Source organism: Hyphomicrobium sp. LHD-15 (genome assembly GCF_031157355.1).
GTDB lineage: Bacteria > Pseudomonadota > Alphaproteobacteria > Rhizobiales > Hyphomicrobiaceae > Hyphomicrobium_C.
Genome location: NZ_JAVIFT010000002.1, coordinates 922,994 through 938,111 on the forward strand (window position 1 = coordinate 922,994; position 15,118 = coordinate 938,111).

At 57.1% G+C, this 15,118-nt stretch carries 9 protein-coding genes; 3 read left to right on the forward strand and 6 right to left on the reverse strand.

The features are described from left to right. Positions 1-74: 74 nt before the first annotated feature. The gene (locus tag RCO24_RS10895; RefSeq protein ID WP_308961983.1) at positions 75-1,691 is read right to left on the reverse strand and encodes a bifunctional aspartate transaminase/aspartate 4-decarboxylase; all 1,617 of its coding nucleotides are present in this window, start codon (positions 1,689-1,691) and stop codon (positions 75-77) included. Between the two features lie 40 nt (positions 1,692-1,731). Then, positions 1,732-3,420: an aspartate-alanine antiporter gene (gene aspT, locus RCO24_RS10900; protein WP_308961984.1), complete on the reverse strand. Its 1,689-nt coding sequence runs from the start codon at positions 3,418-3,420 to the stop codon at positions 1,732-1,734. Positions 3,421-3,894: 474 nt separating this feature from the next. Between aspT and RCO24_RS10905 the strand changes: the two genes are divergently transcribed. Beyond that, positions 3,895-5,415, forward strand: a complete 1,521-nt coding sequence (locus RCO24_RS10905; protein WP_308961985.1) for an OprD family outer membrane porin — start codon at positions 3,895-3,897, stop codon at positions 5,413-5,415. 493 nt (positions 5,416-5,908) lie between these two features. Here the strand turns inward: RCO24_RS10905 and RCO24_RS10910 are convergent, their stop codons facing one another. The 4 genes from RCO24_RS10910 to RCO24_RS10925 form a co-directional block, all read right to left on the reverse strand. Then, the gene (locus tag RCO24_RS10910) at positions 5,909-6,511 is read right to left on the reverse strand and encodes a hypothetical protein (protein ID WP_308961988.1); all 603 of its coding nucleotides are present in this window, start codon (positions 6,509-6,511) and stop codon (positions 5,909-5,911) included. An 88-nt stretch (positions 6,512-6,599) separates the two neighbouring features. Continuing rightward, positions 6,600-7,661, reverse strand: a complete 1,062-nt coding sequence (locus RCO24_RS10915) for a trypsin-like peptidase domain-containing protein (RefSeq protein ID WP_308961989.1) — start codon at positions 7,659-7,661, stop codon at positions 6,600-6,602. Positions 7,662-7,742: 81 nt separating this feature from the next. Then, positions 7,743-8,210, reverse strand: a complete 468-nt coding sequence (locus tag RCO24_RS10920; RefSeq protein ID WP_308961990.1) for a hypothetical protein — start codon at positions 8,208-8,210, stop codon at positions 7,743-7,745. A gap of 822 nt (positions 8,211-9,032) precedes the next feature. Next, a complete protein-coding gene (locus RCO24_RS10925; RefSeq protein WP_374990952.1) occupies positions 9,033-12,065 on the reverse strand; it encodes a TrlF family AAA-like ATPase in 3,033 nt (1,010 codons plus the stop codon). A gap of 516 nt (positions 12,066-12,581) precedes the next feature. On the opposite strand from RCO24_RS10925, the gene RCO24_RS10930 reads away from it, so the two are divergent. Then, a complete protein-coding gene (locus RCO24_RS10930) occupies positions 12,582-13,313 on the forward strand; it encodes a hypothetical protein (protein ID WP_308961992.1) in 732 nt (243 codons plus the stop codon). Positions 13,314-13,900: 587 nt separating this feature from the next. Further along, positions 13,901-15,103 carry a site-specific integrase gene (locus RCO24_RS10935; RefSeq protein ID WP_308961993.1) on the forward strand — a complete coding sequence of 401 codons (1,203 nt, stop codon included), beginning with the start codon at positions 13,901-13,903 and terminating at the stop codon, positions 15,101-15,103. Positions 15,104-15,118: the final 15 nt, after the last annotated feature.

Consider the following 15,118-nt stretch of genomic DNA (forward strand, 5'->3'; position numbering starts at 1 on the left):
AAACAGCCGCAGCGAGAGATGCGGCTGTCGGGTGCCTTACGGCTGCCCTAGCGGCCCAGAGGACCGCATTCGTCTCACCCTTTGGGCGAATGAGTGGATGCTTCGAATGCATCGCGGTAACCCCGCGCCACGGACCTGACGCCGCGACCGATGTCTTCGTAGGCTTCGTCTGGGAGGTTCGCTAGCGACACGCGCAGAGACCAATCTGGCGCTGAAAACCCACCGCCGTTCAGGAGAACGACACCATGGGACTCAGCTAGTCTAAACGCCAAATCAAGCGGGTGAACGTTCTTCTTCAGATACTCTACCGCATCCTCTCCAATGTTCTTGCGAGCCCAAAATTCGAAGTCGATCAGGCCGTAGTAGGCATCGAAATTCTCGTTGGGGTTAACTTTGAGACCCAAGGTTTCGATCATTAGCCAGGCGCGATGATTGACGATCTCCTTGCAGGCCTTCTGATATGCCTTTTCCACGTCCATCATCTCGAAGAGTGAGAACAAACTCATCATGACTTGCTGCGGGAGTGAAAGCCCGGCGGTGTGATTCAGTGCCACGTCCCGGCTGTCGGCCACTATGCGATCGATGAATTTGACCTTGCGCGGCTCAAGCGTAAGCGCGCCATAGCGCTTATCCAGCGTCTTAAGAACAGCGTCAGGCAAATTGCCAAGAGCCTTATCGAAGATGTTGTCTTCGTGAACGGCGATGACGCCTAGCCGCCAGCCCGTGCATCCGAAGTACTTGGAATAGGAGTACACGCCGATGGTGTTGTGAGGTAGTTCGCCCAATAGAGAGCGGAAATCGTCGACGAATGTGCCGTAGACGTCATCCGTCAGGAGCATCAGGTCTGGCCGCTTCGTCTTGACGAGGTTAGTAAGCTTCCCAATCGTCTCTTTGCTCAATGCCATCCCGGTCGGGTTGCCTGGGTTGACGATAAAGAAGGCCTTGATCTTCGGATCTTCGAGTTTCTTGATTTCCTCGTCCGTGAACTGGAAGCGGTTTTCCTGCGGAGCCTTGATGTGCACGGTCTTGAGATCGTAGTCCTCAAGATGTGTCATCTCCAGATATGGCGTGAAGATCGGCGTTCCGAGCGCAATCGTGTCACCGGGCAGCAGTAGCCGATTGGCCTTTAGCGTTTTGAAGATGTAGCACATCGCCGCCGTGCCTCCCTCGACGGCGTACAAATCGAATTTGCCGGGCGGCCGCGGATTGCCGCACATCGCCCACATTAAATACTCATGCACGATCCGCTCATTGTGCACCAGCATGCGGTCGGGGACCGGGTAGTTGTCGCCGATGATCGAGTCGACCAATTCATGGAGGAAGGCGTCTCGATCAAAGTCGAATTTGTCTGTCGCAAAATCGACCATCGAGCCAAGAAACGCAGCGCCTGGTGCGTCTTCATGCTTCGCTAGCCAGTCATCGAAACGTTGGGCGATACCATCTTTCTGGGGCATTCCGCCGACACCGGCAGGATGGTTCATCACTCGCTTACTTTCGGTGATCGCGAACTGACCAAGCAGAAAGAAACCCTCGCGGGGTGTGGTTGCAATCCAGTTAGGATTGCCCCGACCGGCATTCAAAAACGCGGACTGGGTCGTGCGAGAAGCTTCTTTGGCGAGTTTGATCAACTCGTCTTTGATTTCGAAGGGGCTCAACGCTTCAAACTTCTTCAGGGTGGGAAGATCGGCCATTGTTTACTCCTAGCGCACAATTTGAGACGCAGAATTTCGACTAGGTGAGCAGCATAACCAGAACCATCCCCCACAGCGTCAGAAGCGTGTTCCCCACCGCATAGGTTACGGTGTAGCCAAGCCCCGGAATTTGGCTCTTCGCGTTCTCGTTGATCATTCCAAGCGCGGCAGTGGTTGTGCGCGCTCCAGCGCAGCAGCCGAGCAAAATGGCGTCATCGAATTTGAAGAGGTATTTGCCGACGTACATCGCAAAGATGAGCGGCACTGTCGTCACTGCTACGCCCCATAGGAACAAGCTGAACCCAAGTTGCTGAAGCCCGGCGACGAAGCCCGGTCCTGAGGAGATGCCGACGACTGCAATGAATACGTTCAACCCCACCGAGTTCATGAACCAAACCGTGGAGGACGGAATGCGCCCAAACGTCGGGTGCACCGAGCGAAGCCAGCCAAAGAAAAGGCCGGCTATTAGCGTTCCACCGGAAGTGGATAGAGTGAGAGGGACGCTGCCAACCTTGTAGACCATCGCTCCGAGTAGCGCGCCTATGGTGATGGCAGCCCCAATAAAGGCGACATCGGCCACGTCTGTCGCACGATCCGGATAGCCCAACATTTTTGTAGCGACGGCGACGTCTGGGGTTCGTCCAACCAGATTTACGATGTCGCCGCGCTGCAGCTGCGTGTTCGGCAAAATCGGGATGTCGGTCGCTGTTGCGCCGCGGGTAATTTTTCGGAGAAAGACGCCGCGCGCCCAAGGAAGTTGCGCCAGCTCCGCCAAGGACTTTCCGTCAACGTCCTTGGCGGTCACGTAGACGTCCAGGCCCTCTACAGGTACCGCGAGCAGTTCGCGGTCATCTATCTCTTCGGCAGCGGCGCCGATCAAGCTGACCAGGGCATCTCGGCGGCCAGCAACAGCGACCACGTCTCCAGGTCGGAGGATCTCGTCCGATGTAGCTTCCAGAATAGAGTCGCCCCGTCGTATGCGTTCGACGAACACCCGCTGTCCTGGCAGCAGCGCTTCTGCATCTCGAACGGACTTGCCAGCTGCCTGCCCGCCTTCAGAGACACGGAAGGCTCGCAATTCAAACTTGTGCCACGCCGTGACACCGCCGGTCGATTTTTTCCCGCCGCTCTTCTCCTCGTAACGCCTGCAAGCAGCCGGAAGGTCGATGCCCAACAGCGCTGGCCCGATCAATGCCAGAATGATCGCTGATCCAATCGTCCCGAAGATATATGTTACCGCGTAAGCGACGGGCATACCGTCGAGCAGTCTCTTTGTTTCCTCGGGCGGCAGGTTCAAGCGATTGATCGCGTCGGTTGCGAGCCCCATCGAGGCCGAGATGGTTTGGGAGCCCGCGTAAAGCCCCGCCGAGGAGCCGACGTCGTAACCGGCCATCCTCGCGCCGACATAAGCCGCAAGCAGACTAGCTAAGGCGACAATGGCGGCAAAAAGAGCCTGGGGTAGTCCGTCGGATGCAATTCCCCGGACAAATTGAGGTCCGACCCCATACCCAATGGCGAACAGGAAAAGAAGAAAGAAGGTCGGTTTAAGGGGACCGGAAACCGTTATGCCGATCTGGCCAATTATGACTGCCGATATGAGAGTTGCAGTTACTGCACCAAGTCCTAATCCCTTATATGTGAAGGAGCCAAAATAGTAACCGAGTGCCAGGGACAGGAAGACTGCGATTTCAGGGTAACTACGCAGTGTGTTTGCGAACCACTCGAACATGACGTCAGCCTCGAAAAAAGGTGAAATCAATTGCGTCCGCGCGGAAGCGCCGCGCAGAATAGCGTGTCGGATAATTCGAATTTTGCACAAGCGCCAACGGAGTTAAGCGCCGGAACGTCCGCAAGCTGCTCTTAAAATTTTTCTTTGGCAAGTGTGTGAATAAGGAGAAAAAGGCAAGTTGGATAATGATTTGCGGGACGCGACGATTTTTTACAGCGCTTCGCAATCGCAAAAAAGAAAAATAATGTCGATGCATTTCAGTTGGGTGCTCCGCAACAAACATCGAGAGCGCATTTGATCTAAGCTATCGCTAACCGTAGCCGACTTTTTTTGGCGTTGGTTCTTAGGCAGCGTCCCGTATCCAATGTAGATCGGTCAATGGCACTTATGCCTCTTGCACGTCCGTGAACGGATCAGGCACAATTCGGGCGATTCGAGTGCGTCAGTTTCCCACTCAGCAGCGTGGAGGTTGACATGGCACCAGCCTTGTTCCGGCGAGGCTCACGCGAAAGATCCTCTATACAAATTGCCGATTTCAGCGCTGTGTTGGCGGTTGCAATCTTTGCCTCGACTGGAACGACGCAACAAACGCTCGCCCAAGAGTATCTCTCGACCGTAGGCGCGGCGCTGAACAAAACACCTCCGGCAACAAGCTTCACTGGCCTTGACGATAACAAGCTCAACGAAAACGCGATTTCCACCGAGGTCCAACGCGTACCCACACCTGACTTGGCTGTGCCGGTGACACCTCCTCAGCGCTACATGCGCGAGGTGCTCTGGAGCGAGGTGCTTGGTCGAGAAATTCCGGACGACACACCGGCATTCTTCCGAGATACGCTGGTGCAGGTCGTGCCTCGCACCTACTACCTGTCGCGGGACAATTTCGACGGTACGACGTCGCAGGCAATGGCGGGCGGCGGATGGATTGCCTATCGATCTGGCCTGATAGGTGGCGTCCTCGGCGTCCAGGCGGCCTTCTATACCTCGCAGAAAATTTCCGGGGAGCCGGACGAGTCCGGGACGGCTTTGTTGACGCCGGGCCAGAACCCAATCAATACACTGGGGCAGGCTCTCGTTCGCGCGCGTCTCGACGGACAGGAATTCCGGGGTGGACGTCAGCTTATCGATACCCCGCTGATCAATCCACGCGACAACCGAATGGTCCCGCAGACATTCGAGGCGGTGACTGCGAATTCAACGCCAAGCAAAAGCCGAGCCTTCGATTATTCCGCCGGCTACATATGGCAAATAAAGCCGCGCGACTCTAACGACTTCGTACCTATGTCGGAGGCTCTCACCAACCCCGATGCGGAAGATGAGGGCTCGCCATTCGTGATGTTCAAGTACCGACCATTCGATGGGCTATCGACGATTTTCATGGATTACTTCATCGACGACTACATCAACTCGGGGTTCGCTCAGGTCGAGTTCATCCCACCGGGTCAAAAGGAAAAATTCTTCGGCTGGGGCATGGGCGCGAATGTCATCCCGCAGCAAAGCACGGGAGATGATTTGATCACCGGCGACTCGTTTTCAACATACCAGGGGTCTGCAAAGGTGCAGACGCGATTTGGCGGGTTGAACGTGTTCGTTGCGGGGTCAGCCACAGGAGACGAGTCCGAGATCCGTTCGCCCTTCGGAAGCAAACCCAACTATACCGACATGCAGCAGGTGTCGTTTGATCGAGCGGGCGAAAAGGCAATCGGAGGCGCCCTCATCTATGACTTTGCCTGGGATTTTGAGAGGCTCGCCGGTTTAACCGTTGGCGCTTGGTACTCAAGCGGGTGGGACGCGATCAACCCCACCACTGGCGCAAGCCTAGCGGATCGCGAGGAGTTCGATTTGTGGATGCAGTACCGACCGACGCAAGGGCCTTATAAAGGGCTGCGAACGAAGGTGCAGTACTCAGACGTCTGGCAAGACGGGAACGTTCGGGATACGCAGCCCGAAATTCGGATGGTAGTAGATTACACCCTGCTCTTCAAAAACCAGTGATGCCTCGACGTCGCCCGTTTCATTGCGAGCAGCGGCGCTGGCCGCCTGCCCCTTAGTAGATTGATACGCGGGGCGCTCAGTCGACGCCGGAGGCGAGAGGCCCCGGGGTCGCAGGCAACAATCTGTTCGGCGCGTCGCAAGCGCCGCGAAACAAATCGCTCGTCAAAAGCCGATTGCTGTTTACATGTCCGGCTCATGGCGACTGAAGGTCTGCTTTCGACTGACTTCCTGACACGCCATCTTCGAGCGCAGCGGGTCCGAGGAGAACCTTCGCGACGGCCGCTTTCTCGGCAGGGCAGTCATGATGCTTTGACCGCAAGGTCCCAATTGCTGACATCGCCACCAACAAGATCGCGCGTCGAGGCATCCGCCGATACATCAACGGTTCCAGGTCAAGAGCGGACATCCGACAGCGTTACCGAGAGACCGCGACGTTGAGGACGAAGACGATGAGGATGGCTCTCGTCGCAAGAGCCGGCGCTCGCGCTGAGTGTTATTTGCCTTCGAGCGCGGCCAAGTCATTTATCCGGTACACCTCTTTGAACGCGGCCATCCATTCGGGTCGGGAGTTGGCCTCCATCCCTTTGAGATTTTTGTCCATGAGTTCTTTGAAGGGACCTTCCTTGATTAGCTCTGGGTGGGAGAACAACATGTAGTTTACGAAGAGGGCCTGATGTTTGCTCCATTCTTTGAAGCAGTCGTGGTGCATCTTGGCGACCCAGAGAAGAAACACGTCGTTTATGGCTTCTAGGTTGGAGATGTCGAGCTCGGCGTCGGCGTCACGGTCGGCGTGTTTCAAGAAATTGTACGGCTTCTTGAAGTAGTTTTTCATCGCGTCTGCGAAGTGCTCTTCCTTGATGAAGTCGCGAAGGTCCCACTCAAGTTGGATTTTCTTGGCGTCGGCGTGGCCGCGCAGCAAGTCGTAGGCAGCCATCGTGTTGAGGTGAACGGCAAGGATGTCATCTTGGGCGAACGAGCCTTTCACGGCACTTGCAATAAGGCGTCTCGAGGCCGATTGTTTGTTGATGTTGGTCATAATGTCCTTGCTGGATAAAAATCGTTTGTCGATTGGAACGACGTCGCGTGCGAGTGTCACGACGTCTGAACGCCAAAACGGAACAATCCTCCTCGGCGCGTTCTCAACATCCTTGACGCCATGACCGGAGAAAGGATGCCCATGGCGGTTACAGCCCGGCCCCAAACACCTGACCGATGCCCTCGGTCTTATCATGCATGAGGGACAGCAGCGTTCTGCCGGTTTCACCCGGCTGATTGAGGGGAAGCCGCATCGCTGGTCCAAGCATGACGCCACTTGCGTCGCGCTCGCCCGACCAACTCTTACTGATGACGCCCCTGATGATGGCGCCTTCTCCGCCGAAGACGGGCGCTCCGCTCATCTTGCCCGGAATTTTTGCCTCGAACGTGAAGCACGGCCCCGGCACGGAAGACGCTTTCTCGATATGGTTTTGTGGGAAGAGGTTGGTGACTTCTCCGATTGAAACAAACAGTTTGGCAGCATGCTTTGCGATCCGTAACTTACCATCCTTGTACTCGATCGGGATGTCGCTCATCTCGGCGTAGCCGATAGAATAGGCGGCTTCTCCGATCGAAAAGGGATTGAGTGACATGTTGAGCGGCTGATGCGCGAGGCCGTTTGGCAGCTCATCGATCTTGCAAACCGCGACGTCGGTCCGATACTCCAATCGGTCGGGCTCAAACAGGAGAGGGCTCTTCTTCCAGTGGGCCCAAACCCAATATTCGCGGATCGGAAAGTATCCGAGGCCTTGACGGCCGAGTGGATCGACAAAGGGAATGAACACGCCAAAATTGAGCTCGTCATGGATACGGGGCTCGTTGTTCTTGTAAGCGACGCCATATCCCGCTTCGATAGGATCCATCAGAACGTGGCCGGCCGTGACGATAAGGCCCGAGCAACTGATGAGCGAGCCCGTCCCGATGCAACGGATCGCATCGTCACCCTGCCTCCACGCGACCACGGGAACGATGCTTTGCCTCAACAGAAATTCTGTCGGGCCGACCGACGCCATGACCTGTTCGAGGTTGTTGAACTGGCCTTGGGATAGCAACTCGATCCTGCTCTCGATCGAAAAATAGTCGGGGTCACAGTTTGCCTTCGGATGCAGTTCAAGGGCTCTCATTCCCGAAATCGCCCAAGTGCCCTTTTCGCGTGACCACATTGTTTTGAGAATCGATATTTGCGGTGCGATCATGGCGGCGTCGGCCATGCTGCTGGCATCGGACGTCTGTGTCATCTTCGGGCCGCTCCTCTGTGTGGAACGCGGGATGTGGCCGCCCATGGACGCAGACTAAAATCCCGGCGTCTGTTTCAGCCACTCGACTAAGTCTTCTAAAATAAAGATGCGCGTTTCTGGCTTAGCTTTTTGACGTTTGCGTGCAGGTGCTGCTTCGGGGCGTTTGGGGAGGGGTGAAGAGACATTCTCCTGCAGCGTCGCGGGCCGCGGTGCGGGAGGATCGGGGCGCACTTGCTCGGCCAATGGTTGCGAACGAGTTTCGGCAGGCGTGAGGTCTTGGGCGGGCTTTACGGCGACCTGAGACGGCGGCGGAGCTAGCGCACGCTCAGGCAGCGCGCCGGTTTCCAATCGTGACGGAGGGAGGGGAAGCTTCGCGTTATCTTGTGGCGGACCTCCCGCGAAGAAGAAGCAGAAATAACCCACGCCGCCTGTAACAGCCGTACCGATTGCAAATTTGAGGGCATCCCTCACCCCACCGAGGGCCACCTCTCGCGCGCCGTCTTTGACAATGTCGCTGGTCACAGAAATTCCTGACGACATGGCGCGTCGCAGGGTGGTGGGCTCTTCTTGCAAATTAGCCTCGACCGGGATTGCCGGTGGCGGGGCGGAACTCTCGGCTGCGACATGTTTTCTGGCGCGTCGGCCGCTTTTCCCTCCGGTCAACCGCCCGACGAAACTTAGTTGGTTGGGGTGGTCGTCGTACGACGAACGACGCATTCTCGCCATTGAGGCCTTACCGTTGTTCGGAACGCTCACTATCAGTGCGCGTGGAATGGCCCATCATCTACGAGCCGCAGCGCCAATAAAATTTGGAGAATAGCTCTCTTTAGCCGAGTCGCGAGTGATGGGAAAGGCGGTAAACCCTTTCGGCGTGTAGAAATAGTCGTGTTCGTCTTGAAGCAGGGAGGGTGATTGGCGTCCTGCGGTTGCATTATTGTCGAGTAACCACGGCTTTCCGCCGCTTTAAATTTGCGCCGTGCGCCTGCGCAGCAATCAATCGGCGGAGTGCGGAACGCGTTCGCTGAGGACCGAAGTTGATAGTGCCGTGATCGACGCGATCGACGGCTTCGCGATCAAGAAGCTTGGCAGTGGCTGCATCTTCGAGCGGACACGCGCTTGTGCCTTTCCGTCGGGGCCGCGCTACATCGACATCGCACCTGGCACCGGCCGGAGCACAATTTCTACTCAGGGAACACGGTGCTACATGATGCCGAAGCCGCGGCAAGCGCGTGCGCGACAGCTGGCAGGGCCGCAAGGCCCGCCCGCACCGCTCTCCAGAATGGTTAGTTGATTTCTCCTGGTGCCCGCCGGCAGGTCACGCCGGGCGGGCGAAACGTTTCAACTTTACGAGGCGAAGTATTTCGCCTCGCGATTGTCGAAGGCCGGCCGCGTCCCTTCCAACACGTCCACCAGATAACGGTTGATCGCCGGGGACTCGATCGCGCCCATCGTGTAGATCACCTCATTGCCGGCCGCGCGATCAATATGTGCGTGGATGATTTGCTCGGCATCACACACCACGGCGATGTTGGGGCTGTGCGTCACCATGATTATTTGCCGCCGCTTCTTCACGTCCTTGATCACCGGAATAAGCAGTTTGTACACGGTCTGGCTGTCCAGATTCTCTTCTGGTTGGTCCACGATGATGGGCTTGTGGCTCTTGTCGACCAGCAGATAGAAAACGAGCAGCAGGGTGCCGCGCTCGCCCGGAGAAAGATGGCTTAGTTCTTTCCCGTCGAGCTTGAGTGAGTATTCGGGCTCCAGATACCCAAGTCCCCACAGGAAGTCGTACAACGCCTTCACGTCGACATTCTTGCGCAGTTGGCTTGCGATGCTCATAGGCGATTGCTGCGCCGTCCGCATGTCATGTTCAAGGTGCGACACGATCTTGTCGATGTAACTGAGTGCCTCTTCATCGGTGTTGACGTCGAATTCACCGCCGATATCGTCGAGCGCGGTCCCCTTTTCCTTCCGGTAGAAGGAGCCGCCCACGTTCGCTGAAATGTACTTGTCGAAGAGCTCGCCTGCCAGATTCCGGACGATGATGCTGCTCTCAAACGTGAGCTTGAACCCCTCCTTGATGACCACACTCGAGCTGATGAGCTCCTGCACGGCGGCGAACATCGCCTTGTAGACGTCGCGTATCGCGGCGATGCTTTGGTGGATTCCCTTTGCGATCTCGCGGCGCTGCAAACGCAGCTTGTCGATATCTGCCGGCAGCCCGGTCCGTAGATAGGCAAGTTGGGCCTCGTAGCCCTTCAGCGTATCGCCCTTCTCCGGCGAGCCCTCGATGAGCGCGGCCCTCTCGTTCCACGCCCGAAGAGCCTCGTTGTATTCCTGGAACCGTTTATTCGGTGCATCGAGCTGGCCCTGCAGCGCCGTGATCCGCTCGAGGCACGCCGTTTTCTGCGAAGGCAGGCTGTCTGGCGCACCGCCATCTAGCACCGCGTCGACCGTGGTCTTCTCTTCCGTAAGTTTCTTGCGCGCGGCAACCAACATCGACTTATCAATCATGACGGTAACGAGTTTACCCAGCTCCAGGCCCAGGCGCTGCAGATCATCTGATGTTTCGCGACCGAGCCGCGCGTACTCGCTTCCGAAGGTATCGATCTTACCCTCGATCTTTCCGGCGAGCGCGATCTTTTCGGCGAGCGTCTTCTGTAGCTCTCGCTTCTCGGACGTCTCACTGTCGATCCGGTTGAGGGTGGCGCGCTCCTCGCCGAGCTTCAATGCGATCGCATCGAAAGCAACCTTTTGCTCCGCGCCGACTTCACTCGGCTGCTCCACCTTTGTAGGCGCGATGTCTTTGTGAGCTTTGAGCTCCTGCTGCTTTTCCGCGAGCAGCGCCTCGATCCGCGCCCGATAGTCGGGCGTGGACTTGTCTTCTAAGCGAACCAGATCCGTGTTTACGCGCGAGATCTCCCGCCGCGCGTTGGCGATCTGGCCTTTGAGCTCCTCGGTCTTGTATTCAATCAGCTCATCCAGCGTGTGCTTGCCCAGGCGATCGGCCTCATTGATGTGCGAGAAGATGACTTTGCGAAGTTCAGCCTGGAATTCGCTCTGCTGCCCGGGCTCTGTCTCGGTGCACACTTTCTCGAGATAGGTCTGCGGTATGTAGCGCACGCGCTCGACGCCGTTGGGATCAGGCTTCGCGTTCAAGCGAAGCGTGGTCTCCGTGCCGTCGGCCCACAATGCCCGCACCTCGAATTGCTTGGCGAGTTTACCGCTGCGTTCGCAGAATCGGTTTTTCACAAGGAAAGAGAAGTGCTCGGGATCGCAATGCGTGTTGCCCGCCAACGCCAGAATATCTGCGAGGGCGCTCTTGCCGCTGCCTTTATTGCCGATGATGGCCACCATGTCCGCATTCAACGGAACATCGCACGCGAACCACTTATCCGGCGTGTCGGCATCCGTACTACGAGTGATCTGTAGCCGGTCGATAAAGCGGGTCGCGTTGCTCCGCACCTCCTCCAACTTTGGTGGACACGCTCCGATGAAGATCCGGTCCTCCGGCTCGTGCAGGATCTGACGAAGCCCGGCGAACGTCGGATCGGCCTTGATCCAGCAGTATTTATCGGTCGGTTGGGATTTATGATCTTTCAGCCGTCCGAGCTCGTCGTTGACATTGTGCGAGTCGCTGCCCTTCACGCAGGGCTTCCTCACGCCGAACCATTCCCGGAACTGCTGTTCGGTGTATGTCGGGTGCTTCCACAAAAAGAAGTCCGTCTGGTTCTTGTTGGAAGAGCCTAGCATGTCCGCATCGCGGATCAGATTTAGTTTGAGCAGCTGATCCGTCTTTGGGTCGATGCCATCGATGCCGCCATACTCATCATAAGGCAACCAGACGAGAAAGCGGTCACGGAAGCTGCCATCCGCCTTCAGCCTCTTGAGGATGTCGTTGAAGTCAACCTGGACGCTGTTGAGTAAGAACGCGCTGTCCGCATAGCGGCCACCGATTGAGCTGCCGTCCACCTGTTGCGTCTTTAGGAAATTCTCGATGTCCTCCGGCGACAACTCCGGATCGAAGATGAGATGAAAGTTCAGACGCTGTCCGGACTTCCCGTGCTTGTTCATAAGCACATTGGTCATGCGGCACTCCACGACCGGGAGCAGCGCCTTTGATCTCAACTTTTCGAGCGCGTCGCGATAGGCCGCGTTACCTTCGGTGTCGCCGGCCGGATCAGAAAGACGACGAACGACTTCACGGTAACCCGCGACCGAAAAATAGTCGTTGATACCGATTACGTCGCAGTCGGCATTTCCGAGTTGGATGATGAACTGATTATAGTCGCCCTTGAAGCCATCGGAGGCAGGGCTATGAACATGAATGTCCCACTTGCGCCAAACGGCGCCTCGGGGCCAACTTTTATCGGGCACGGCGCGTCCCCCAAATGGATTGTCGAGCGGCGCCGTATTTCCCTGCAATTGGGTCTCAACATTCTGTGCGGCGACCGTATCTCCCTATAACCTGATGCGCTTGTGACTACCCTGTTCGACACCTTTTTTCCAGCCAATTTTACTCGGCGCGATCGTCCTCCATGCGCGATGACGCTGAATCAATGGCTTTAGCCGATGCACTTGTCCCCAAGCCGCAACCCACTACGGATCGCTCGTGAGTTGCAACACCAATCCTGCGGCACCGCCTCGTCTGCGCGTGGGTCTGTTGGCGCGCAATCCGCGCTTTCGTTAGCACATGCAGGAGATCGGCGTCGTGAGCCTGGACGAGCAGTCATTCCCTTTGGTAGAGGCCTGCTGGCAGCGGTAAATCCTGTTCTGTAGTGTTCAGCGACTGGGCTCGCGGAGCGGCAACTTGCGCCAGTGATGGAAGCCCGAAGGGCTGCAACGCAGTGCGGCGTGCAAGAGCGCAGTCGACGCAAGACGGGCGATGTGGACGTGAACGACAACGATCTCAAAATCCTAGGCCTAATTGTCGGCGTTTGGCTCGTTTACTGCCTTGGCGTGTTCGTGGCGGTCTTGTCGGGTGTTGATATCGGCACTGACGCGTTGGAGCTGTTGAAGGACGGCATCCCGAACTGGTTGCAAGCTCTGGGGACAGTCTTTGCTGCATACTTTGCAGCGAGAGCCTTGAGGGCATGGCGGGCGCAGGAAGAGTATCGGCGTAAGGTAACTCTCGCTGATAGGTTGATTGTCGACGTTGATGCGTACATGCGCGATGTGAGGAAACAGGTTGAGCTACGCCTGTATGATGACCCGCTCACAATCGCAGAGGCAGAGCACTTAGTGCAGACAATGGAGGAGCTTGCAATACGCGCCGACGAGAGAAGCGGTCAGGTGCGTGCGCATCTTGTGCTGGTTAAGGCTGTGCTGGGCGAAGAGGCTGGGGCTCAAGTGAGCAAGATTGTAGGCATATCAGTGATTCACGCAGCGCATATCAAACGGCTGAAGCGGCTCATCAAAGAATACAAACAAATCCTGGCGCCCGGCGCACAGACGGCAATGCTGAACGAGATAAAGAGCAAGCTTGAACGAGCCGGAGCGTATTCGCTCCACGGGTTCGGCAAACTTCCACCCGGAGGCGACAGGCTTAGCAGCGCTAACGAGCGCGAGCTAAGTAAGGCCTACACGACGCTGGATGATATGCTCGTGAAAATTCTCAGAGCCTAGACGATCCATCACTGATTGATGCAGACAGCCGCTTCGAAGCCAATAGCAGAAATGGTTCCGACATCTGGTCCGAGTGTCAAGACTGCCGTCCACAAGTCCGCTTGCTCGGCGGAACAGACGTGCCATCAGGATATAGGGCCTGGGCTTCGTGAGTTCGGTCAGTTTTGGGAGCCACTTCGCGCCCAGAGGATCTACAAGTGGTCAGGCGAAAAGTAGCCGTCGGAGACGGACGGGCCGGTTACGCGCGATTTTCGCCAAGACCGCGTCTCTGTTGGGCAGGCATTCGGTCCAGGGCCGGCTAACCCGCGGACATGTTGACACGATTTCGCGTCGTCGCGAGAGACGCGAAACACAACAATATCAATGAGATTGTTGGCTGGGGGACTAGGATTCGAACCTAGACAGGCAGAGTCAGAGTCTCATGCGGACCGCCCTGAGCGTCTATCACTAGCCATCAGCAGTATGCAATATCAGAAACTTACGCCTTCACATCGCCTCACCGACACCTTGCTAGTTTCACGGTTGTGGTCGCTAATTGGTCGCTAGAACGTGCCCTCAATTTCTTCCGTAGACTGGCTAGCGACCACATGCAAAAACCCTCGACAAACCGCAAGCGTATCGGCCTTGCAGCCGTAAACGCGCTGCCCGTGAACTCCATCGTTTGGGATGCTGATCTGAAAGGTTTCTGCATCCGGCGCCAGAGATCCGACGTCAGCTACATGCTCAAAACGCGAGTGAAGGGCCGCATCCGGTGGTTCACCATCGGCCGGCATGGGCAGCCCTGGACACCGGACACAGCCCGCAAACGCGCGCTTCAAATCCTCGCCGATCCATTAGTGGCTGACAAACCACCGTTGGAGACGACGCAGACCTTCTCGGCCGTCGCCGAGCAGTTCCTCGAGAACCACGGTACAAAAATCAAAGACAGCACCCTCCAGGAATATCGGTCGCTGGTGAACAACTACCTGCTGCCGGCATTCGGTCGCCTCTCACTGGATTCTATCACGCGGGCTGATATCAGCGAAGCTCACGCCCGGTGGAAAGCCAAGCCACGGGCGGCCAACCACGCGCTGTCCGTGCTGTCGAAACTCATGACCTGGGCCGAGGACCAAGGCTACCGCGCAGAAGGCACGAACCCCTGCCGCCGCGTCCAGCGGTACAAGGAGAACAAGCGCGAGCGCTTCCTGCAGCTCGAAGAGATCCGCCGTCTAGGCAAGGCGCTGGATGAAGCGGCCGACCGCGACCTCGTGGGGCCATTTGCCCTCGCCGCAATCCGGCTGCTCGTTCTGACCGGCGCACGCCTGAGCGAAATCCTTACCCTCGAATGGTCATTCGTGGACTTCGAGCGCAAGCTGCTCCTGCTTCCGGACTCGAAAACCGGCAAGAAGCCCATCGTGCTCAACGACGCGGCAATCGTCGTCCTCAAAGCTCTGCCGAGATTTGAACGCAACCCATACGTCATCGTCGGCAATCGCCATCGGCGGCACCTGATCAACCTCCACAAGCCGTTCCAGATTGTTTGCGGACTCGCCCGTTTGGATGGCCTGCGAATGCATGACCTGCGGCATACCTGGGCATCACTAGCGATTGCTGCAGGTGGTTCGCTGCCGGTCCTCGGCCGGCACCTGGGTCACATGCTTCCCCAGACAACCGCACGCTACGCACATCTCACCGATGACCCCGTTCGCGTTCTCGCGCAGTCGACGGGGAAAACGATCGACAGAGCGTTGAGAGGTCAGGACAGTAAGAAGCCTCCTAAGGCTGCTGGCAAGAAGCGGCCCCAAGTGTGATGTCAACGATCGAGG

Excerpts from the sequence above, each read along its gene's own strand:
- RCO24_RS10905 (WP_308961985.1), top strand. The coding sequence starts at position 3,895 with ATGGCACCAGCCTTGTTCCGGCGAGGCTCACGCGAAAGATCCTCTATA.
- aspT (WP_308961984.1), bottom strand. The coding sequence starts at position 3,420 with ATGTTCGAGTGGTTCGCAAACACACTGCGTAGTTACCCTGAAATCGCA.
- RCO24_RS10935 (WP_308961993.1), top strand. The coding sequence starts at position 13,901 with ATGCAAAAACCCTCGACAAACCGCAAGCGTATCGGCCTTGCAGCCGTA.
- RCO24_RS10895 (WP_308961983.1), bottom strand. The coding sequence starts at position 1,691 with ATGGCCGATCTTCCCACCCTGAAGAAGTTTGAAGCGTTGAGCCCCTTC.
- RCO24_RS10915 (WP_308961989.1), bottom strand. The coding sequence starts at position 7,661 with ATGGCCGACGCCGCCATGATCGCACCGCAAATATCGATTCTCAAAACA.